General features: G+C 40.1%; 19 protein-coding genes. 1 reads left to right on the forward strand and 18 read right to left on the reverse strand.

The window, feature by feature from the left end:
- Nucleotides 1-37: 37 nt before the first annotated feature.
- The 12 genes from WG989_RS00295 to WG989_RS00350 all read right to left on the reverse strand — a co-directional run bounded on the left by WG989_RS00295 (nucleotide 38) and on the right by WG989_RS00350 (nucleotide 15,340).
- Nucleotides 38-3,085, reverse strand: coding sequence for a contractile injection system baseplate wedge protein (locus WG989_RS00295; protein WP_340426496.1), 3,048 nt, complete (start codon nucleotides 3,083-3,085; stop codon nucleotides 38-40).
- Nucleotides 3,082-6,888 carry a baseplate J/gp47 family protein gene (locus WG989_RS00300; RefSeq protein WP_340426498.1) on the reverse strand — a complete coding sequence of 1,269 codons (3,807 nt, stop codon included), beginning with the start codon at nucleotides 6,886-6,888 and terminating at the stop codon, nucleotides 3,082-3,084. Before WG989_RS00300 ends, WG989_RS00295 begins: the two co-directional genes overlap by 4 nt.
- Before the next feature lies 1 nt (nucleotide 6,889).
- Nucleotides 6,890-7,339 carry a gp25 family contractile injection system sheath assembly initiator gene (locus WG989_RS00305; RefSeq protein WP_340426499.1) on the reverse strand — a complete coding sequence of 150 codons (450 nt, stop codon included), beginning with the start codon at nucleotides 7,337-7,339 and terminating at the stop codon, nucleotides 6,890-6,892.
- 6 nt (nucleotides 7,340-7,345) lie between these two features.
- Nucleotides 7,346-7,633, reverse strand: coding sequence for a PAAR domain-containing contractile injection system baseplate protein (locus WG989_RS00310; RefSeq protein WP_340426501.1), 288 nt, complete (start codon nucleotides 7,631-7,633; stop codon nucleotides 7,346-7,348).
- Between the two features lie 149 nt (nucleotides 7,634-7,782).
- On the reverse strand, nucleotides 7,783-9,534 hold the full coding sequence (gene vgrG, locus WG989_RS00315) for a type VI secretion system tip protein VgrG (protein ID WP_340426502.1): 1,752 nt from the start codon (nucleotides 9,532-9,534) through the stop codon (nucleotides 7,783-7,785).
- Between the two features lie 5 nt (nucleotides 9,535-9,539).
- Nucleotides 9,540-10,220, reverse strand: coding sequence for a CIS tube protein (locus tag WG989_RS00320; protein ID WP_340426504.1), 681 nt, complete (start codon nucleotides 10,218-10,220; stop codon nucleotides 9,540-9,542).
- A 1-nt stretch (nucleotide 10,221) separates the two neighbouring features.
- Nucleotides 10,222-10,395: a DUF5908 family protein gene (locus tag WG989_RS00325; RefSeq protein WP_340426507.1), complete on the reverse strand. Its 174-nt coding sequence runs from the start codon at nucleotides 10,393-10,395 to the stop codon at nucleotides 10,222-10,224.
- A gap of 3 nt (nucleotides 10,396-10,398) precedes the next feature.
- Nucleotides 10,399-10,851: a phage tail protein gene (locus WG989_RS00330; protein WP_340426510.1), complete on the reverse strand. Its 453-nt coding sequence runs from the start codon at nucleotides 10,849-10,851 to the stop codon at nucleotides 10,399-10,401.
- A gap of 86 nt (nucleotides 10,852-10,937) precedes the next feature.
- The gene (locus WG989_RS00335) at nucleotides 10,938-11,366 is read right to left on the reverse strand and encodes a phage tail protein (protein WP_340426512.1); all 429 of its coding nucleotides are present in this window, start codon (nucleotides 11,364-11,366) and stop codon (nucleotides 10,938-10,940) included.
- Between the two features lie 73 nt (nucleotides 11,367-11,439).
- Nucleotides 11,440-13,509: a phage tail sheath family protein gene (locus WG989_RS00340; protein ID WP_340426513.1), complete on the reverse strand. Its 2,070-nt coding sequence runs from the start codon at nucleotides 13,507-13,509 to the stop codon at nucleotides 11,440-11,442.
- 26 nt (nucleotides 13,510-13,535) lie between these two features.
- Entirely contained in the window at nucleotides 13,536-14,738 is a 1,203-nt protein-coding gene (locus WG989_RS00345) for a hypothetical protein (RefSeq protein ID WP_340426515.1), read from the reverse strand.
- On the reverse strand, nucleotides 14,735-15,340 hold the full coding sequence (locus WG989_RS00350) for a contractile injection system cap protein (protein ID WP_340426516.1): 606 nt from the start codon (nucleotides 15,338-15,340) through the stop codon (nucleotides 14,735-14,737). The genes WG989_RS00345 and WG989_RS00350 overlap by 4 nt, the downstream gene beginning before the upstream one ends.
- Nucleotides 15,341-15,434: 94 nt before the next feature.
- Between WG989_RS00350 and WG989_RS00355 the strand changes: the two genes are divergently transcribed.
- Nucleotides 15,435-15,671 carry a hypothetical protein gene (locus tag WG989_RS00355; RefSeq protein ID WP_340426518.1) on the forward strand — a complete coding sequence of 79 codons (237 nt, stop codon included), beginning with the start codon at nucleotides 15,435-15,437 and terminating at the stop codon, nucleotides 15,669-15,671.
- Nucleotides 15,672-15,708: 37 nt separating this feature from the next.
- On the opposite strand, the gene WG989_RS00360 is transcribed toward WG989_RS00355, so the two are convergent.
- The 6 genes from WG989_RS00360 to WG989_RS00385 form a co-directional block, all read right to left on the reverse strand.
- The gene (locus WG989_RS00360; protein ID WP_340426520.1) at nucleotides 15,709-16,155 is read right to left on the reverse strand and encodes a PepSY-like domain-containing protein; all 447 of its coding nucleotides are present in this window, start codon (nucleotides 16,153-16,155) and stop codon (nucleotides 15,709-15,711) included.
- A gap of 77 nt (nucleotides 16,156-16,232) precedes the next feature.
- Nucleotides 16,233-16,898, reverse strand: a complete 666-nt coding sequence (rsmI, locus tag WG989_RS00365; RefSeq protein ID WP_340426521.1) for a 16S rRNA (cytidine(1402)-2'-O)-methyltransferase — start codon at nucleotides 16,896-16,898, stop codon at nucleotides 16,233-16,235.
- Between the two features lie 77 nt (nucleotides 16,899-16,975).
- On the reverse strand, nucleotides 16,976-17,221 hold the full coding sequence (purS, locus tag WG989_RS00370) for a phosphoribosylformylglycinamidine synthase subunit PurS (RefSeq protein WP_340426522.1): 246 nt from the start codon (nucleotides 17,219-17,221) through the stop codon (nucleotides 16,976-16,978).
- 15 nt (nucleotides 17,222-17,236) lie between these two features.
- The gene (locus WG989_RS00375; RefSeq protein WP_340426524.1) at nucleotides 17,237-17,998 is read right to left on the reverse strand and encodes a CDP-alcohol phosphatidyltransferase family protein; all 762 of its coding nucleotides are present in this window, start codon (nucleotides 17,996-17,998) and stop codon (nucleotides 17,237-17,239) included.
- Between the two features lie 50 nt (nucleotides 17,999-18,048).
- Nucleotides 18,049-18,405 (reverse strand): four helix bundle protein, encoded by a 357-nt coding sequence (locus tag WG989_RS00380; protein ID WP_340426525.1) that lies wholly within the window; start codon nucleotides 18,403-18,405, stop codon nucleotides 18,049-18,051.
- Between the two features lie 66 nt (nucleotides 18,406-18,471).
- Nucleotides 18,472-19,761, reverse strand: coding sequence for an aminopeptidase P N-terminal domain-containing protein (locus tag WG989_RS00385; RefSeq protein WP_340426526.1), 1,290 nt, complete (start codon nucleotides 19,759-19,761; stop codon nucleotides 18,472-18,474).
- Nucleotides 19,762-20,007 lie beyond the last annotated feature (246 nt).

The raw sequence follows: 20,007 nt of genomic DNA on the forward strand, positions 1-20,007 counted from the left end.
TAAGGTTTTATGTGTTACCTGCCCGTGCAGAAACTGATTAAATAATGGTGTTATCAAGAAATACTCTGTTACTATCGTCGCCATCAATACAATCGTGCAGTTTTGCTGCTGGATATACACTCTTCAATTGTTCAAATTCCAACAACAGCGCTTTTAATTTTTCGTGTAAGTCCAATGCAATGGGCTCGGGCTTTGCCAATTCAGCCAACCAATCGCAATACAGTTTTTCAAATGTTTCCAACTGGTCATTCGAGACCCAGCAAATTTTTACACCCAAATGTGCCGGCACTTCCAGCCGAATCGTTTGCTCCGCAAATCGTCTAAACTCAATACCGCTGTTTGCAATTCCTGTTTCACCACTCAATACAACCGTTAAGCGAAACGAATACGGATCTTCTTCACCACACAACTCACAATTATCCGGGATGCAAATCGACAGCAATGGATCGCCTTGCGGAAAATCGGCTGAAGGAATATTCCGTGGCCGTAATAACAAATGCTCTACCACATATACTTTGTCGGCAGCCAATAATTTGTTACCAAAGGCAACGATCTCATCCCTTGCAGTTTCTGCAGCCGCTTTGGTTGCAAAAGCTTGCTTTCGTGTAGCAATGATCTCGCCTGTTTCATCAGTAAGATTTACCACCCATTTTTTTACTTTTTTGATCTGATAGCGTGCTTCAACAGTAATATATTTTTTTACGATCGCTATTTCAGCTTTTGCTTTTTGTTCACTCATGTCCAGTTCAGCGTCGGTATATCTTGTACTGCTGCTGAGTTGAATTTTTCCTGTTTCATCTTTTAGCCTCCATCTGCGTTCAAACGAAACCGCATCTGTATCGCTTTCTTCATACAATTCAAAAAAACCACCAAAGGCATCCATGCCAAGTAAACGTTGAATGCGTAATTGCAGGCCGGCAATATTTTCACTGTTGCAAACATGTGCCGGATCTTTGTAATTGATTGACCTTGCCCTGTTGGCACTCATGAATGGAAAATCGTTTAGGAAATGAATCTTGTCTTTTATCAGTTTATTATCGGCAATGGCTTTGCTGCTGCTGTATGCATACAGCATCAATGCATAGTCGTTGAAATTTTCGGCAAACCGTGCAAGCAGGTGATCGAGAAAACGATTCCGCCGATCAAAGAATACAGACTGTGTTTCAACAAGAGATTGCAGTACTGATGCATCCAGGCCATTATCCAATTCATCCAATCCCTTGATGTCTGCTTCACTCAATACTCTGCTGAAATAGGTTTTACTCACAGAAGTGTCGAGTGCAAATAATTCTTTTACCTGGCTCAATTGTTCGAGATAGTTGACCAGCAGTTGTTCATAAAATAATAGATAGGCTTTCAACTGTTTTGCCTGCGCCTTGCGTTCAACAGATGCGGTTGATGGCAATCCATCGTATCCGACTCCATACGTAAGCGGCAACGAATACTGAACCGGATGATATGAGTTGAGTTGAAAAAATGTTCCTTTCGGCACAGGCAGATCATTTTCGATCACTGCATATTTTGGTTGTGCATGCTGCCCTTTGATCACCTGCAGTGTATCGCTCAGTTCAAATTTATCAGGCAGAAATGGCAACCCGTTTTTAAAGACCAGAATTTTAGAAGCTTCGAGATATAATCTCGGCTGATGATTGTAACTGATCTCCATCACCCACTCTTCATTCTTGATCAGTTTTCCATCTGCATCAAACTTTGTAAGTACAAAATTCTTCAAATTCTTTACTCCCGGAATATCCATCAACAAGTTGATAATATCAGAAGTATAAATAAACTGTTTGAGATTGGTTGCGTCGAGTTGATCATTATTGATAAAGCCATTACTCAACTTCGGGCCCTCAAATATTTCATCAACAGGTACACCTGCATCCATTAATTCCTTGAGTGAATAAAACTTGATATCCGGACTGAAATATTGATCGATCCTGTAATAGGCTTCTGCAAGAATGGCTTCGATATCAGCAGATGGTTCCACTTCCATATCTGCACAAACACCAACATCTTCCACAGCAATACTTTTAATACTGCAAAAATCTTCGCTGAGATTCCGATGACTGTGTAATGTGTTTTTCGTGAGCTTCATTACTTCATCTGCACGGTGGATCAGTGCCAGGTATTTTGCAAAAATGCCGGAAGGTGATGCATCTTCCATTGCCTGTTTGATATCCTTTAATTGTACCTGCTTACGATCGCTATCGCTCCGGAACCAGATGCTCATTGGAATATCTGTAAACAACAAACTCTCTGTAGCAGGCAGCAATTTATCGGGTTTGAATTCTACCTTCATGGTTGCATATACCGGCCTGCGCAATACGTTTGCCAATTCAGTTGCAGGTACATCCAGGTTATCGTTTCTGTTTCCTGAAATAAACTGAACGGTTACAGATTGAATTTCACTATTTGCATTTCGAAAATTCTTGTACGCCTGAAGTTTGTCTTCCAATTGTTGCCAGGAAGGAAGACGCATTTCAATCATGGCTGTTGAAAAACCGGTTGTAACAGGAAATGAAAAATTGTATCTCACTTTACCACTGTTCAAATCACCGGCACCTTCTTCGTTTTCAAACTCTACCAACACATCATAAAATCCCTTGATGATGATGGGATGTTCTGTTGGCTGATACTGCAACACACTTGTACTGCACTTTGCATAAATGAGCAGATCATTACAGGCGCACTCCTTACACTTGAGCCATGCATTTTTGATCCCATTGATGTCGATCAACAATTTGCGATAATCAGCATTCGTCCATGGATTGACGGTTAATATTTCCCTTGCAGTAAAAAAGCCCTGCCTTTTTGGATCTTCAACCGGAATTTTTGATGGAGGTTCTGCCAGCAGATCGTTGATGTTGATAGAAGTGCGGTAGCCAAGGTCAGTAATGGCATAGCTGAGTAATTCCAGGATGGTAATGCCCGGATCATGAATATTATAATCGGTCCATACACTGCTGCCAAGCTGTTCGATATATTCCAACCCTTTCTTTCGCAGCAATTCATAATTACTGCTGTTTGAAAGTGTAGGATGTTTCTGTATGGTAATGCTGTTCTGCATAATTGAATTCATCATCGGTTAACGGGTGAATGTTTCTGATCTGCTAACATGGCACACTCATATTGCTCTTTTATGCTTTGTATCGGAATTTCCTCGATCAAATGTTTTGAAGCGGGAACGGAAACCAAAATACTTTTAGCAGATGATGCAATGATCTCATCGTTATCCGGTTTTATGATCGATCGGTCTTCTGCGTAATGACACATTTCTACATCTGTTATAAAATCGACATAAGAGCGCTCTTCAATAAAATTGATCAATACAGATTTGTATACTTTGCCGCCGAAGTTGATCTCGGCATTATCGGCATAAGCCCAGGGAGAAAGAAAAGCGGTGATCTCTTCCTGCAGCCTGGTAGAGTAAATCGTAAAATCATCAAATCCTTTTGCCAGCTTCAACTTGAATTTCAATTGTACTTCTTCAAAAACAGGGTTCACAACATGCAGTTTTACATGACAGGAAATTCGTTTGCGCAAGTAAGCATCAATAGCCTGCAGCGTTGCCTGACTGGTATAAGGTTTTAAAGGATTGATATCATTCCGCTGTTGCAGATCGGGAATTGTAATAATCGTTACATGCCCCGGCAACACTTCGTTGTAAACGGCATCTACACTTTTTGTGTGATTCAAACATTTTACTTTATGAATTTGCGGGAATGCTTCCAGTATCAGGTGTTCATAATCCCAAATGGTAATGGCTCTTGCCTTATGCCGAAGCCGTTCACTCACCCGTACATAAAACGCATCGCTGTTTTCCAACGCTCTTCCGCCAAACGAAGAATATGGTTGCGTAATTTTTTTAACTGCCGATTGTAGTATTTTTAATTTACTGATGGATGATGCAGGTAATGCTGTATTTAAAAAATCAGCAGTATTCGCTTGATCACTAAATGTTACTACGGCAGCCTGCGCATCAACCGAAAGTAATTTGCAGATGGCATCTGTTTTTTCTGACACAGCAGCTTTGATCCATAAATACCCTGCCGGTAAAATTGTATTACCTATTGTTGCATCAGCAGGAATAATAAAACGAATGATGCCGGATTGGATCAACTGCATGGTTGAATCGCTGATCTCCTCTTTCTTAAAACTCTTCCATTGGTTATTACTCAGATAACTCCAATGAATATGCTCAACTGGCTTACTGATGGTAGGGTCTGCTGTACCATCCATTACCTGGAACAATACGTTCACGGATTGCTTCGCTGCTAAATTTTCGAAACCAACATAAAACTCACCTTCATGCAATACCGGTTTTGCATCTTTATCAATATGCCTGAACTGCGGTAATAAGAAATGAATGGAATTACTTGTGAGATAGCGATGCTGCTCTGCATCCCCAAACGGATACAGATGAAACAAACTGACTTGCTTTTGTTTAAATGACACCTCGGTTGTGCTGTTTACATCGATCACATCACTGTGTGCAGCATAACTGATGTAGATGGATTGAATGACTGGAGTGTAAGGTTCAGTTGGTTTTGGATTTGCAGAATCGGCAACCTCATTTGCTTTATTAATTAAATAGATTGATTGTGCATTTAAAAACTCCTTATGCCCGAATGTTCCATTCAAAACAAAACGCATAAATCCTTTAACTGAATCAACAGCATAATTCAAATATTCATCATTGAAAGGGACAAGCGCAGCATCGGGAATTGAAAGAGGGGCAGACCCAAACAACTGAACCTTTGATGAATTAGTATCAAAAATATTGAGTGAGCTGTTTTGATTGTTCCATAAACCGCCTTGCAAAAAATCCATCTTTGTGTAAGGGTAATAATCCCCTACACTGTCAAAATCTATATTACCGGGAGTAAAGTCTGAAATACCACCCCACTCAATATTTAATTTGATGCTTGCATTTTTCTTGCTAAAAATCTCTTTGCTTCCTATCACCAATGTTGCATCTTTTCTTGGCTGTGCACCGAAAGGCATGAACGGTTTAGATGTATCAACAGGTCCACCATCAGTACTTACTACCAATTGCTTTACACCTTGTTGATTAAAAACTGAGGTTCGCATTCCCACTTCTACGGCCACTTCCAGCTTCTGGATACGGATGTTCCGTAATGCATTATACTGATAAGGCTGCGTCTCTTCATTGAGCAACATGATCTTTACAACCGGCACTTGCACATTCAATGTACCACCATGTACTTCTGCATTGTAATTGGTAATTGGTGGTTCATCGCCTGAAAGTGTAAATGAAAATTCAGCACAAGACTCCGTTCCATTGTTGAGTTTATTGCTGGCAATAACCGTAACTGCAGATGTTACCTGGTACCATTCTTTTTCTGTTGTGAGATATAACACATAGTCTTTACCCTCCAATGCTGTGTTATTATCGGTTGCCACCCGTATCATTATCTTTCGAACACCTTCCTGCAAAAACAAATAATGACTGGCAACTGCAAACCCAATTTCTGCAGCAGGCATTTTGATATCAATTACTTCGCTTTCAGTATACAACCTGTTGACGACAGGATGCCATTCTTTGTTCGTCGATGTAAGTTCTGCTTCTACTCCATCATCTGTATTGATCATGGGTGCAGCAAACAAACGGTCTTTGTTGTTCACCAACCCATGCGAATCATTTTCATTACCAATATAAACAGAACGTAAACTTTTAACGTTTGCTTTATTGAATGTTGTTTCGCTGATCAATGCATATACTACATCTTTTGCTTCACTGTCCTTCCCTGCTTTGAATAAAGTTCCTGCTGAAAGTAAATGATCATCAACAGGTTTTGCTAATGCGGCCAGAATATGCGAACTGTTAGGTACAGGTGCCCGTTGCTTTAATTGCAATACTTGCTTGTAATAAAAATCAAGATGCCGCTGTGTGATGGTATTGATATCATCCTGCGCAAACCTGAACAACCGGAGAAAGGCAAGGAATAATGCGTAATGTGCCGGATGTGTATTTCGTTTTTCAAGACTTTGCAGCAATTCGTTTTCAGCATCTTTCACCAGCTTGCTGTACACCATCAGGAATTGATCAAATAACCCGGCAAACAAATTATGATTGGCTGCATGATTCATTTTCATGTACTGCAACCATTGAGCCGCTGTATAATCGGTTGTTGCAAAGTAAAGGCTGTTGAAGTAGCCATCTAAAACAGTATTCCCGAAAATACTTTCATCCTTTTGAATGTAGTTATCAAAATAATCGCTCCACGAAGCAGCAGCTGTTTGATACCACCAGAGCTTACTCAATCCATTTTCTTCAACGATCAGCTTCGCATTTTTTACCGGCGTACCAAGCACTTTCCAGTCAGCAACTTCCGACTTTGTTAAATAGCCCAACTGTTTTGCTGCTTTGTAATAACGAAGTAACCTGCTTAGTGCTGGTGATAAATTTACTTTTACCAGATTTTCAATACTGGCTTTTAATGCTACATCTGCCGGCAACAACCGATACAATTCATCCAACGCCTCACAAAAACTCAACACAATACTAAACAACTCATTCAACTTTTTTTCTGCAGTTGTTAATTGCCTCACATGATCATCATCTTTCAAAAAATCAAATCGATCTTTAACGCTTCGTTTATAAGCATCTACATCCTGTATGGCAATGGTTCCTAATACAGCCGACACATCATTACTGAAAAACGGAACCCAGTCGCCACTTGCTGCATCATTTATTTCATAGTATTTTAAATACTGTGCAAACTCCCGTGCAAAAACGATCCAGTCAGCAAATGTTTTTTCATCCACCTGTACATAACCCTTTTGCAAACCAGGCAACATGCGTTCGCTGCGGGCTGTGCCGCTTCGTTGCAAAGGATTTTTTTTATCATTACAGTTTGCCATGTCAGTTTCCTAATGGATGGTTTCCGGTTAACAGATCCAATTCAGTACCTTCTTTCCGATAGAAAGGAAATACAAAATTGTAACGTGAATTAGTGGAAGGGATCACATATTCAATTTCAACTACGATTTCCCCCTCCAGTTCATTTTGTGTATTCAGTTCAATTTTCTTTGCATCAATGCGTGGTTCAAAAAACAGGATGGCTGTTTTTATACGATCAACAATAATTGTTTTAGTTGCAGTATCCAGGCTTTCAAATAATAAGTCTTCCATATTGCAACCATAACGTGGCTGCATGATCCGCTCACCAATTGAAGTAGTTAAAAGGATCTGCAAACTTTTTTCAATGTCATCCACTTTCTCTGTCATCTGCACTTCTTTCAACTGTTTGCTGAATACAGGTGGAAAACTCCATCCTCTTCCTAAAAAATTATTTTGTTGATCAAAAGCCATAGCTGATTAATTAATATTTACGGTTGGGCAACCGGCAACAATTACGCCGCCGTGTGCTGTACTATCGCCCATTCTTGCTGCGGGCATTCCGCCAATTAATACTGTTGTTGATCCCATGATTATGGTGTCGGGAGGTCCGCTGCAGGTAAGCATATCACCCACCCTTGCAGCGGGTTGGCCACCGATCAAAACAGTAGGACATCCGGGTGGAAGAACCGGCCCGCCCACATGTGGTACTGTTCCGGTTACCATCGGACAAACATGCATGTCGCCAACCCTTGCTGCAAATGGCATGAGATAAGGTTTAAAAAATTATAGATGCCGAAGCGATTATTTGTAACCGGCTTCAGTATGTCTGTTCATCTTTTGTTGTGTCACTCTCTTTTACGTTCTATATCTCTATTCAACATACTATCCCAATATCTCTCTAAACTGCAGGGTACTTAATTCAAATTCACAATGCTCCCTTTTACATTGGTAGCACCACCGCTTGAAATTTCAGCTCCTGCTCCGCCTTCTACTTTTGTTTGCGTCCCTCCTTTGAGGTTTACATTAGCTCCACCTTCCATTTTCAGATCTGTTGCCGCTTTCATTTTGATCTCTTTGATGCTTTCAATTGTAATCCCATCTTCATTCAGGATGATCTTATTGCCATTCATATCTTCCAAGTGAATTTTTTTTGCATCTTCATCAATCACCACTTTATGTCCGCCCGGTGTTTCGATGTTGATGCTTTTTTTATCATCGTTAAAGATCAGTTTCATTTTACTCCTGCTCTGGTATCCCTTTTCATGGTTATCATCTTTTGCTGAAAGGTGTGCCGGTTTTGCACTGCTGTTAAGCATGCCTAACACAATGCCATGCCGTGGATCATTGTTAATGAATCCTACTATTACTTCATCATTGATCTCCGGCCGAAAAAACATTCCCCGTTCATCGCCTGCATCCAACGAACTTACTCTGCACCATGCACCTTCATCATCTTTATGAACAACCGGAATACGAACCAATATTCTGTCTTCACCATCCGGATCACTTTCCAGTTGTGTTACAATTCCAATTTGTAATCCTTCAATAGCCGGTAGCAATGCACCGGCCAATGGTTGCTGTACATTGAATGTTTGTGCAAACCATTCAGGGTTGATGCCGAATTGAATATTCGTTTGCCAATTTCCGTTTTCATATTGCTGACGAACAGCGGTAACAAATAACTTCCCTTCAAAACGTTCCCCCACTCCCTGCAATTCAATGATCTGTCCCGGTGCTACAGCAGCTGTTCCATCGATCTTTACCTGGCCTCTAATCTTTGCCAACCGATGCTTCATCATTTTTGCATTCACCCATTGCTGTAATTCCGGCTCTTCAATTTTTCCACTGTGGTACAACATAAATTCATCTTCACCCAACACATTCGCCAATGTTGCTCCATCTAAATTTCCTGCAGTTGGTATTGCTGGTTCTTCAGCTTCTACATCTGCCAGTAATTCCTGATCAGTATAATTCCACATTGTTCCTTTTACTGATTTGTATTGCAGTCTTGCATCAATTTCTGCATCGAGTTCATGTATCGTTGCGCCATACTGAACGGTAAGAACTGTATCACCACTAAAGTTGGGTTTCTTAATGGCCAGTTTTCCGTCGTTCGGAATACAAAGCATGCCAGCAGCATCAGCCCGACAAACAAGAAAATCCCAATCACTACAATTGTATTGTACCAGTTGCTTATGTTCAATGCCTGTACCTTCAACATCTTTATCCAAACCATAAGTATCAATGAGCTGTTCCATTACATCACTGTCCTTCATCTCTTTAAAATAACTACTCTTACACGCAGCCGTCATCTTTACTGCTTTATCTCTGCATTCAATGATCAATAACGAATTTTTTTTTCGTGTTTTGATCGAATGCTTTACTACAATTCCTTTAAACACCGTTTCTTCACTGCTTCTGTATCCCAGTTTAATTTCAATTTCCTTTCCCGGTTCAAACTCTGTTTTGTTACTCATCTCAAAACTCTGCGCAGCAGGATCACCATCTGCAATTACAATAGTTGCCACAGGAATACGATTCACTTCTTTACTCACAACTACTGATAACACATGACAGGTTTCTGGTATTTGCGTACCTCCTGAAGTAATGGTGGATGTTACAACGGTTTTTGGTTGATCGGATGGTATGGTGCGTTCATTCGGCATTACAATCAGTTCATATTTTTTTCGAAGGGTGGAAAAAACAATTCAGTTCCCGGTTGCAGATCACGAAAGTTGCTAAGACCATTTACCTGAGCCACCTGCCAATAATATTTTGAATGACCATAGATCCTGTAACACATCAATGGAAGTGTGTCACCTTTTTTTACGGTTCGATAATGTGTGAGATCGGGACTACTGTTCCTTTCTTCTGCTACACGTCGCTCTTCTTCTTTTAACTCACGGATCGATACTTTGCAAATGGCCCGGATGGGTTTCCCGTTTGGATTAAACAACTTGTAAGCAATATTCAACAACACACAGATTCCTTTCATGAGTGAAGTACCCCAAACGAATTTGAAAAATTTTGGCTGATGAATATCTCCTTCATAACCCATGAGGAACTGCTTGAAGTTTTCAATATCCACAGCAATATCAGATCGTGGGTTTTTATCAATGATACCGGTATTATCAAATAAAATTTCGAACGACAACTCTTCCGGTGGTTTTAATTTGAAACGTGGCTGGCTTCCGCTTGTACCTTGTCCCTGTCCATTTTCAAATTCCATTTTGATTTCCTGCGTATAGTTTTCAGGATTCATCATCACAGTAAATGGTTCTCCCACCTGGTTTTCGCAACCGGGATCACTGTAAGCATAGATTTTCAATTTTTCAAATTGTCCTTCCGGCATATCAGCGTTCTTTTTTACTTTCCATAATGCGTAATACTTCTTCTACTGCTTCTCTTACAATTGCTTCTTTTTCCTCGTTACCATCTGCACCGCCTGTATTAGTTGCAGATGCAGCTTTGTTCTGATCCTGGTTGATGGTTGCTTTGATCACCAGCTCCCGAATTTCAATAGGCATTTGTCAGGTTTTAACGTTAAAGTATTTATAGGCGAGATCAAGCGTTTCAATGACCAATCCATTTTCCTGTGCATTCAAATCACTTACACTCCATTTTTTTGGCCATGCATCAATTACTTCCCAACGTTTGATCGGTTGATGATTTTCATTGAGCAGCATTACATTTATTTGTGCCGGTTGAAACTCCCGGTTTTCAAATGCTTTCAAACACCATTCAATTACTTTTGAATCGGTCAGCATCCCCCGCTTCAAAGAGAGGTCTGCATATTTTGTACGTACCGGTAATTTATGTTCAAATCGATTTTCACCACCTTCCTTAAAACTCTCGGTATCGTACTCGATCGACAAACCAGATACGGATTGAAAGCGGATGTCGTTATCGTTTCCGATACCAACAAACTCCACTTTAAAATGAAAACCAACAGGAGGATAATATCCACCGGGCGATACAGCCATAGAAATTCATTTACACTGTTTATGGAAGAAGCTTTATTATTTACGTACGACGAGGGTCTCTGACGAACACACTCATCATTCATCTCCTAGCTCAGAATATTTAATCCTTCATGTGCGATTTCCAGTGATTCAATCGCTACTTCGTTACCATCACTTTTCAAATCACTCGCCTGCACTTTCACGGGAAATGCATTTTTTGCTTTCCATGTCATAACAGGTGCATGTGTTTCGTTGAGCAAACTGATAATGATATCTCTGCGTTCAGTAACTGTGAGGTTAATGGTATTGACCCATTTATAAAAATCACTATCCCCCTGCATGGTACCACGCTTTAATGTAATGTTGCTGAATTTGTGCATGCCGGGCATTTTGATCTTTGAATACTCGGGGCTGCTGCCTTCACGGTATTCAATTGCTTCCACCTGCATGTCAAGACCCGTTACTTCTGTAAAACCGATCCTTACTCCACCCCATTGTACCTGGAAATGAAATTTCGGAAGAGGATATGTTGCCATAATAATTTAGTTTAAAGTTTGTAGTTAATAGTTATTCATCTCTGTTGTTGCTCTCCACTTAGGAATTTGCTGCTTAACTCTCTGCCATTTTATGAGAGAATTGAAGGATAATAAATTCAGCCGGACGAACAACCGCCATTCCAATTTCAACGATCATTCTTCCTTCGAGAATATCCAATGCTGTCATTGTTTTTCCTAACCCAACGGCTACATAAAATGCATGTTCAGGTTTTGCACCTTGCAAAGCACCTTGTCGCCACAATACTGTTAAGAAATTTTCGATCATGCCCTGTACTTTCACCCATGTGTTGGCATCGTTTGGTTCAAACACAAATGGCTCAGTTGATTTTTTACAGCTTTCTTCCACCATGTTAAAGAAGCGACGGACACTGATGTATCGCCATTCATTATCGTTCCCCATTAATGTTCTTGCACCCCACACCAACGTTCCTTTTCCTGTAAATGAACGGATGGCATTGATGGATTTACCCGCCACTGCATCTACATTCAGATTCGACTGTTCATCGGCACTGATCTGCACCGATGGGCCCGACACAGAATTCAAACTTTCATTGGCAGGTGCTTTCCAAACACCTCTTGCATTATCAACACGTGCATACACACCTGCTATCGCCCCACTTGGAGGAAGTTTATTCCACTCTTTTTTTATGTTGGAAACAATATTGCTGATAACGGGATGACGTTCATACAATGCATCCTGCGATGCTTTCTTATACGCTTTAGCTGCATTTAAAACTGTATCGGCAAACGAAGAAATTTTATCGAATGCAATTTGCAGATCAATCGCAATGAGACGGCCAATTGCCGGATGATTGGCTGCTGTTGCAGAATCACCATAGTCTTTTGGTGTGCCGGGCAATACAATTGTTGCAACGGCTCCACCTAACCACGCTTCAATAACAGCCGGATAAAGATCATTCACTGCAGCAGCATTGTTTGCTAAACCTGACAATGCTCTTGTATCTTCATTCCGGTCAATGAGGATAAACGCTTTTGCAGCACCACGCCACAATGACTCTGAGGTTGCATATGAATTCACATCACTACGTAATGCAGATGGATTATTTAATGTGGTATTCAGTTTTTGAAACTCAAGCAGCGATAACCTGCAGAAATTTAAGAGGATCACCATCTTTGCTTTTGCATCTGCAGAATTTGCAGCTGCATCAACTGCTGCTTTCAGTTCTCTGAATTTATCTTTCAAAGAAGGAGCTGCCGTTGCTGCTACATTCAGGTTTCCGTTGGCGGCATCAGCTTTTTTGATTGCAGTGAGTACATCCTGCACTTTACCAATTTCTCCAAACGAAGCGTTTGTTTCTGCAACCAATTTATTTAAGTCGGGATCAGATGAAAGCGTACCGAGATCTATTGCGCCACCACCGCTTGAAGGAGTAACATTTCCTTTAAATGAAGTAAACTCTACATCACGTGGGTAAGTAGCATATACCCAAGGTGTATAAGCAGCCGCATATTTGAGATTGTTAATACCAATATTATTTCTGAAATTATTCACAGCTTCTTTTTGTCCTCCGCTGATATTTTCTTTCAAATCAAACAGTCCAACTCTATCCTGCAATTTTGCACATTGCTCCAATACCATTTGCTGTAATGAATAAAAGCCCGCATCGTCACTACCTCCTGTAACCATGTTACATGCATCCGGGAAAAGAATGATGGTTGGTTCATCCACTTTTTCCAATGCTTTTACACCACCTCTGAAACCCGTGCCGGCAATTTCATCACCCGCAGTTGGTGCCACTCCATGTTTACCTACTGAAACAATGTAACAATCGCCACCACCATTATCAAAAAACAAACGCATGCTGTCGTACATAAAATAACGTTGTGTGTTTGCCATTGCTACTTCTGTAACAGCATGGTTATTTGCTGTATCCACTTTTACGTTGATGGTGGAAGGATTGATATCGCCTCCATAGTATTGCACGAATTCAATCAGTGAATTGATCCGCACAGGTTTACCGGTAAGACCTTCTCCATTTTTTTCGGCCTTCTCTGTATACCCGATAAAAGCCGGGATTGCCGTTTCTACCTGTGCAACCGAAGGCGGTAGCTTCGGAATTTCTTCTACATAAACACCAGGAGTTTTGTACGTTGTTGCCATGATGATTCAGTTTAATGATGAATGATTTAATAGTTTAAGTATATGTTACAATAATAATCTGTCCCTTTGCGGCTGAGCATTCCGGATGCATGTACATCAGGATTGGGTGCCAACGGTGGTTCAGAACTTACCGGTTGAAAAAGTGTTAATTTAAATTCATGTGGTTTTTCTGTAAGGGGTATGGGCTGTGCCGAAGTAAAAAAATCGGCAGGGTTTGCATTACCTGTAAATGAATACTTGGGATTGCCATCAATTACCTGAACTCCTTTTTTGGGTGTGAGATAGGTCCAGTAAGCCAGACGGTTTGCAAAACGAATTGTGTAATTCAACCAAATGTTTTTTCCATTGATGAACTGATCTTTGAGCAATCCACCAGCATCAAAAAAAGCAAACTCATTTCCATTGGCTAAATGATTAAACAGCTCAACGACACCAAACATATTTCGGTAAACTGCTTCATTGCTTTTATAAACCATCCTCTCTTCTGCATTGATCATTAACCTGTACGTTGCATCAGGAAGTTTTGAGAGATCAACCGAAACAGTTTTTATTGGTGCCTCAAAATTGAGTACTTGTTCAAATACCAACTCATCAAACAAATCAGTAGCTGTATTCAATTGAAAAACATTTATTACAACCTGATCTGCGTCGGGCGATACAGTAAAATTCTGTTGATCTGTGATGAACTGCAGCATATCATTTTTTGAAGCATACTGATGATTCTCCCTACTCACCCAAAAGCCTGCAACAGGCGGAGTATTACCTGTTGATTCTTTTATACATTCGTAAACAATGCCAGCATGCTTTACAAAATCACCCGGCAAATAATTGGTTGCTCCGTTATAACTGTCAATGGAATTACTGAGGTATAATACATTTGTATTAACTGCTACGTTTACTTTGTTTTGATGAAGGTTGGTAAAATAAAAACGTTTACTTGCCAATGTCTGCAATTCCAGATTTGAAACTGTCATAAACAAGGGCTTCATTAATTCCAGGTTGAATGAAAATTTTGCAGTTGCTGCAATTGGAATAAATGGGCGGCCGGTTTCATCACACTTGATCAAAACGATCAACCGGTTTCCAACTGTTTTAAACAATGCCTGATGATTGGCTAACAGAAGTCTTGTTTGCGCTGCAGGCACAAACCGAAAATCAGTGCAATTGCCTTCCTTATAAAAATCGTGCAACACGTCAACTGTAAATAATATTTTAAATGCAGTGGTCATGATACCGGTGTCTTCATTTTATCGTTCAACTGAATTTCTTTGATAAATCCACTTTCGCTGATGGTTACATTTTCATCCATTACCACCTGCCGCACTTTGTACATCACCGATGGAAAATACTTTCCACCCAGAATGCTCCATAAATGATTGGTTTGTTCAAAGCTGGTATTGTGCAGATCAACAATGATGCGTTGGATGCGACTATCAAGCCCCGGATGTGTTACCGGTGTAAATACAAATTGATGCTGAAAAAATTGAATAATATTTCCAAGAAAAAATAAGCTGTCGTCATATCTCTTTTTATTCATTGAAAAGAGTATGTAAAAATTAAGATAGAGTGGTGGATTTTTATAAACAGTTTTGGTATCGGATTTTTGATAGTGTTCCTGTTGCTTCGCTACTTTGTCTTCTTCTACATTGATCAAACTCAATACCAGCTTGTCTTTCACATCAGGCTCTACTGCTACTGAACTGTTTGATTCGCCGGCTACAGCAATATTGCTAACCACAAGCCATGGCTCACTGAGCGACATCGGAGCCTTCTTACTATTTAAATATTTGTTCACTTCCTCACAAAGGAATTTCAATGATTCGTGAATCATTACAAGTTGGTTTAACGGTTAATGGTAACGGAGTAAAGTGAGGTTACAGTGGGATGGCAGGTATGCGAAACAAGATTAATAGAAAAAATATTTTTTGTCAATACTACATTGCGGTAAATTTTTTAATGCAGTTCAATATCCATTTGATGCAACATCAAATGGCACAACATTAAAAACTGCTGAAATAATTGATACTAAAGGTTTTTATTCGATCAATCCACTATGCTTACAGCTTAAAAAAATAAATTCTGTTAACAGAAAATTTATACGAAATGAGGAAACCGCTGCCGGTTTTTCTATGACAGCCCGTAAATTTACGGGGCGAAAATGAAGAAAAATGATTTGTGAAATAACCAGATCAGCTGGAACTAAAGTGCAAGCAACTCTTCCTGCAAGCGTCCCTTTGCATCAAACACCAATAACTTTTTATTGAGCATTGATTTCTGAACAATGATACGGTATTCGTTAGCCTCAGCTCTTGGTTTGCTGATGATGATGGCATCTTTCACTGTCCAATCTTTGTACTTCGATTTTTTAAAATTATCCTGAACAGTTAAGGGAAGAGAATCGATCACTACTTTTTCTTCTGTACTCACCCAATCAGCTTTCGGTGTAAAATTGGCTTTGAGTTTTTTGTCGCCCAATGAAAATTGCACGGAATGATTATCGATCCCTCCGCTCCACTTCGCATCTTTGGCATCGGGAAATTGTTTTTCGAATGTTTGCTTTACAAGATCAGGCACCTGAAACAATTGTGCGTTCGCAACAATTACAGCTGCAAAAAGAAATATGGAAAGGATAAAAAGATGCTTCATCTTGAAGGCTTTATGAATCGAAGATAAAACTGTTTGCGATGAAGAATTGTTAATGAGTAGTTGCAAAAATGATTTACTTATTCTTTGCCGGCAACTACAATAACGATCTCGCCTTTGATTGCTTTGGCTGCAAAGTGGTCGTGTACTTCTTTTAATGTACCACGCTTATTTTCTTCAAACTTTTTTGTGAGTTCTCTGCTAACACAACACAAACGGTCTTCGCCAAAGTATTGCATAAAATCGGCGAGTGTTTTCAACAATCGAAACGGCGATTCATAAAAGATCATGGTACGTTCTTCCTCAACCAATTGCTTCAACGCTGTCATCCGCCCTTTTTTCTGTGGCAGAAATCCTTCAAATGTAAAACGGGTTGCAGGCAATCCACTATTGACCAATGCCGGAACAAATGCTGTTGCGCCGGGAAGTGTTTCCACAACAATATCATTCTTTACACATTCACGTACCAATAAAAAAGCAGGATCGCTGATGCCTGGTGTACCGGCATCTGTAAGTAAAGCCATCTTCTTTCCCTCTTTCAATTGATCAACGAGGTGCTGCACAATTTTATGTTCATTGTGCTGATGGTAGGGAGAAATAGGCTTTTGTATATTGTAATGATTCAGCAACACCCCGCTTGTGCGTGTATCCTCGGCAAGAATAAGGTCGGCTTCCTGCAACACTTCTAAAGCACGAAGCGTAATATCTTTGAGATTACCGATGGGAGTTGGAACTATAATCAACATGAAAGAAGTATGAGGTTAGAAGTACGAGGTACGAATGTACAGGTTCTACTTCCTGTTTCTTCCCTCTTACAACTTGATTAGTTCACTGAAATTTCGTACTGCTCCATCACCGCATTGGCCAGTAGTTTTTTAGCTGCTTCTTCGGCAATTGCTTTTGCTTCGTCGGCTGTAGCCGCATCGATCTGCATGCTGATGTTTTTTCCAATGCGCACATCTGCCACACCTGTTAAACCTAAATTACTTAATCCACCCATTACAGCTTTTCCTTGTGGATCCAATAAGTCTTTGAGTGGCATTACTTTCACCTGAACTGTGTACGTCATTGTCGTATAATTAAATTATGAAATTTGTTTTCGAAGCAGCAAAGATAAAGCAACGTAGGCTAAATAAATAAGCGGAATGGCTGCCCATTGAAAAACAATACCAAGAATAATTGCCAATACCGCCAGTATGATCTTGGGCTGATTTCCCTTGAAGCTGTAATCTTTAAACTTCAGGCTCATGATAGGTATATCCGACACCATCAGGTAACTGATGAGGAGGGTAATACCGTACAATACCCAGCGGTTTATCACCACCGAAGCAAGATCCCATGAATCGTACCACACCACCAATGGCAATGCCGCTACTACAAAACCTGTAATGGGCGTAGGCACTCCACGAAAAGAAGTTGTCTGACGTTCATCGATATTAAACTTCGCCAACCGCCACGCTGCACAGCAAGCAATCAGTAACGCAGGTAACAACAGCAAAATCGATGTATCCAATGCCGATTCTTCTTTCAAATAACTCATACGCAGCAATTGATACATGATCATGGCCGGTGCAACACCAAACGTTACTACATCACTCAATGAATCGAGTTGCTTGCCCATTTCGGAAGATGCTTTCATCAATCTTGCTAAAAATCCATCCAGGAAATCAACCAAGCCTGCGGCAAAAATAAAAAACGAAGCATACATGATCTTCTCTGGCAGATTGATGATGAGATTTCCTTGGTCAATTGCCGTAATGTTTTCACCCGGCTGCAGAATGAGAATAATTGCAATGCAACCAAATACAAGGTTGAGTAATGTGAAAAGGTTTGGGATTTGTTTCATATAGTAGTCAACAGTCGATGGTCCACAGACCACAGACGAGCGTTTATATTTTAATCGTTTAATGAATTGATGAGTGCCTGAATCATTTTTACTAAGATTTCAATTTGGATATACAGTTTTGCAAATAACTCTTCCCCTAAATAATTTCTTCGCTTTGCCAAAAACAAACATCCAACAACTTCAAGTGCCGAACGATTGGCAATTACCAAAAATCGCTTGAATTCCGCATTTGATAATCCCGTCGAGCCCTCAACAATGTTCAATGACACAGAATTGGCCGCTCTTCGCATTTGGCTTGATAAAGAATAAAGTTCATGCGATGGGAAAGACTTTGCCAACAAATCAACATCATCCGTTAACTCTAACGACTGCTGCCAAACCTTCAGACTTTCAAACTTAAATGCCATATATCATCAATGACTTTACAATATCAAACTCTGCCATGGACCATCGACTGTTGACCGTGGACTAAACTACTTTTTCATCAACGCTTCAATATCCTCAACAGTAATTGGAATATTCTGCATGAGATCTTTATTTCCATTACGAGTGATCCAGAAATTATTTTCAATACGCACTCCCATTTGTTCTTCTTCAATATAAATACCCGGCTCAATGGTAAATACCATTCCTGCTTTTACAGGTTCGGTTTTTGTACCAAGGTCGTGCACATCAATACCCAGATGATGGGATATGCCATGATAGAGATACTTGCGGTACGCTCTGTTCTCGGCATCTTCATTCTTTACATCTGTTTTTTTCAACAAACCGATCTTTAAGAATTGTTGCGTTGCTTCCTCTCCTACTTTGTTAGTATAATCAACAATGGTGATGCCCGGCTTCAGAATGCCTTTACAATAATTGTGAATATTCAGGCATGCATTGTATACTGTTTTTTGTCTGCGTGTAAACTTACCATTCACCGGAACAGTACGTGTAAGATCGGCGCAATAGCCTCCATATTCTGCACCAAAATCCATCAGGATCAATTCACCATCGTTACATGAGCCGTTATTGCTAACGTAATGCAATGTTCTTGCATTATCACCACTGGCAATAATACTTCCATATGCAGGACCTGTTGATCCCTGCGATAAAAATGAATGATAAATTTCCGCTTCAATTTCATTTTCTAAAACACCTGGCTTAATGAACTTGAGTAATCGGCGAAATGTAACATCGGTAATATCCATCGCCTTCTGCATCAACTCAATTTCCTCCGCTGTTTTAATAGCACGCAGATCTCTCATAATTTTTGCAGCACGTAAAAAATTATGCAGCGGATATTTTGCTTTCATTTCATCAATAAACCGATAATCACGGCTACGGATAGACGAAGCCTTGCGATCGTTCTCGTTGCTGCTTAAATAAATAGTATCGGCCAAATGTATCCAAGCTTGTAATAATCCTTCAATGCTATCTAACCAAACAATGGTTTGAATACCTGAAATTTCCCGTGCTTCGTTTGCACGTAAACGTTTGCCATCCCATTTTTCTTTCAATTCGTTTGGTCGAACCAACACCAACACTTCCCTGTATTTTGGATCGGGATTGTTTGGAAAGAGAATCACCATGCTGTCTTCCTGCATAATACCGGTAAGCCAAAACAGGTCACTGTTTTGTTTATAGGCATGTAACGCATCACCATTCATGGGCCACTCATCGTTGCTTACAAACACTGCAATTGAGTTTGGCTGCATGGCTTTTATAAAACGCTCCCTGTTTTTAGTGAACAGTTGTGGCTTAACGGGCTGAAATTTCATATAACAAGTATTGAAGCTGCAAAATAAGCCAATGCAGGTGGCCGCCCAATTCTGCCGGCAAATAATCCACAGAAAGTGAAAAACTAACAGCTGTTTGCAAAAGATTTCTAAACCATCTATCGGCGCTTGCAATAAATTCAACAAACAGCAGAATACAGGGCCTTTTTGTGAAAAAAATCTAACAATTTTACGTATTTGCAGACTTTTGTTTAACCGCAACCGTTTGTGGAATTTCGCCAGTTCTTG

Source organism: Lacibacter sp. H407, assembly GCF_037892605.1.
In the GTDB taxonomy this organism is placed as follows: domain Bacteria; phylum Bacteroidota; class Bacteroidia; order Chitinophagales; family Chitinophagaceae; genus Lacibacter.

Coding starts and splice junctions, on each gene's coding strand:
- WG989_RS00310 (WP_340426501.1), bottom strand. CDS start 7,633: ATGCCATTTGCAGCAAGGGTTGGCGACATGCATGTTTGTCCGATGGTA.
- purS (WP_340426522.1), bottom strand. CDS start 17,221: ATGACGTACACAGTTCAGGTGAAAGTAATGCCACTCAAAGACTTATTG.
- WG989_RS00325 (WP_340426507.1), bottom strand. CDS start 10,395: ATGCCTATTGAAATTCGGGAGCTGGTGATCAAAGCAACCATCAACCAG.
- WG989_RS00330 (WP_340426510.1), bottom strand. CDS start 10,851: ATGGCTGTATCGCCCGGTGGATATTATCCTCCTGTTGGTTTTCATTTT.
- WG989_RS00320 (WP_340426504.1), bottom strand. CDS start 10,220: ATGCCGGAAGGACAATTTGAAAAATTGAAAATCTATGCTTACAGTGAT.
- WG989_RS00335 (WP_340426512.1), bottom strand. CDS start 11,366: ATGGCAACATATCCTCTTCCGAAATTTCATTTCCAGGTACAATGGGGT.
- WG989_RS00385 (WP_340426526.1), bottom strand. CDS start 19,761: ATGAAATTTCAGCCCGTTAAGCCACAACTGTTCACTAAAAACAGGGAG.
- WG989_RS00295 (WP_340426496.1), bottom strand. CDS start 3,085: ATGATGAATTCAATTATGCAGAACAGCATTACCATACAGAAACATCCT.
- WG989_RS00380 (WP_340426525.1), bottom strand. CDS start 18,405: ATGGCATTTAAGTTTGAAAGTCTGAAGGTTTGGCAGCAGTCGTTAGAG.
- WG989_RS00375 (WP_340426524.1), bottom strand. CDS start 17,998: ATGAAACAAATCCCAAACCTTTTCACATTACTCAACCTTGTATTTGGT.
- WG989_RS00340 (WP_340426513.1), bottom strand. CDS start 13,509: ATGGCAACAACGTACAAAACTCCTGGTGTTTATGTAGAAGAAATTCCG.
- WG989_RS00360 (WP_340426520.1), bottom strand. CDS start 16,155: ATGAAGCATCTTTTTATCCTTTCCATATTTCTTTTTGCAGCTGTAATT.
- WG989_RS00305 (WP_340426499.1), bottom strand. CDS start 7,339: ATGGCTTTTGATCAACAAAATAATTTTTTAGGAAGAGGATGGAGTTTT.
- WG989_RS00350 (WP_340426516.1), bottom strand. CDS start 15,340: ATGATTCACGAATCATTGAAATTCCTTTGTGAGGAAGTGAACAAATAT.
- WG989_RS00345 (WP_340426515.1), bottom strand. CDS start 14,738: ATGACCACTGCATTTAAAATATTATTTACAGTTGACGTGTTGCACGAT.
- vgrG (WP_340426502.1), bottom strand. CDS start 9,534: ATGCCGAATGAACGCACCATACCATCCGATCAACCAAAAACCGTTGTA.
- rsmI (WP_340426521.1), bottom strand. CDS start 16,898: ATGTTGATTATAGTTCCAACTCCCATCGGTAATCTCAAAGATATTACG.
- WG989_RS00300 (WP_340426498.1), bottom strand. CDS start 6,888: ATGGCAAACTGTAATGATAAAAAAAATCCTTTGCAACGAAGCGGCACA.